We start from the raw sequence: 1,115 nt of genomic DNA, 5'->3' as shown, positions 1-1,115 counted from the left end.
AGGCTTGTCGAAGCGTTCAACTACATTGGTGGATGTTCCGTACGTTTCGGCCCAGTGCGAATCCCTTAGTAGAACGGCCGGACCGTCGGCCCACGAGTCGAGGACTACAGTGGATTCTTCCGCCTCTGCCGAGCCTGGGGGCCGGTAGAGCGCGTAGAGGTGGGTCTGGTCGTAGTCGCGTACGGTCATCATCTGCCCGCCATTCTCCATGCGGACTGCATGCCGACGTGCGTTAATCGCTGCATTGTGATCACAGTTGCCTGCCCCCGCAGCCAGCGCACTGCCTGCCAGTAAACTTTCGTCATTTTCACCGAGACAGTAAGACAGGGAGCTATAAGTGGCGCTCCGTCCGTTGCTGAGCCGCAGATCGCTATCGACATTGCCTCGCCCACGGTGCAAGGCGAGTCGTGTCTCGTGCACCGTCTCTGTAGCATCGGCAAGGCGTTGACGGTGGCTCGCGTCTTCGATGGGTCTGCCGTTGAGTCGCATACCAAGCTGGTAGGCCGCCTGCTGAACTTCGTGCGGTTGTAGGGTTGGCTGCCGGAAGCGCCCCCGCCTCGTTCCCGAAGAGCCGAGTGCCACCAAGCCATGCAGGCTGGGTGAGATGGGCGCCTCGGAGGATGAAGGCGTAGAGGGCGTGGTCTGCTCTGTGGCGTGACTTGCATAGTGGTCGGGTGAACCTGCCACGCTCGGCTTTGAAACGCATAGACCCATTTTTGATCTCCGACAGTGACCTCAGAATCAAGTCTTGCAAAGAGCTCTCTGAATGTCGTTGGTTCACCGAAGTCATGTTTGGGAGCGCGAAAGGTGATACGCCTAGGGTTCCGGAGACACTCAAGACCCTCGTTGCGCGTAGCGCCGTTCAACTCTACATGGGACAGGTCGCCAGTTGAACCGTGGCGGCAGTTGAGGTTGTAGAACATCTCGATGTAGTCGAATACCTCGGCGCGAGCGGCGGCGTGGCGACACATCCAGCTGAACGGGCACTACACCTTCCAAAGTAACGGCAACTTGATCGATCTGGATGCGCTCGTGGCGGGGTTGGAATTGGGGTGAGGGGTGACGGAATTTTCTGGGGTCCCGGCTTACATCCCCATTCTGCGATGTCGCCGACG

At 59.1% G+C, this 1,115-nt stretch carries 1 protein-coding gene and 1 pseudogene; both read right to left on the bottom strand.

Features of this window, described 5'->3' with window-relative positions; translation table 11 throughout:
- The coding region (gene xopE / locus J7360_RS20490) for a XopE/AvrPphe family type III secretion system effector (protein WP_209034677.1) at positions 1–714 on the bottom strand (714 nt) is incomplete at its 3' end.
- Between the two features lie 120 nt (positions 715–834).
- Positions 835–956, bottom strand: a pseudogene (locus tag J7360_RS20485) (IS3 family transposase); the annotation flags it as partial.
- Positions 957–1,115: the final 159 nt, after the last annotated feature.

This window comes from Xanthomonas sp. D-99, from assembly GCF_017746145.1.
GTDB lineage: Bacteria > Pseudomonadota > Gammaproteobacteria > Xanthomonadales > Xanthomonadaceae > Xanthomonas > Xanthomonas cissicola.
This window is presented reverse-complemented; position numbering and strand designations above follow the sequence as displayed.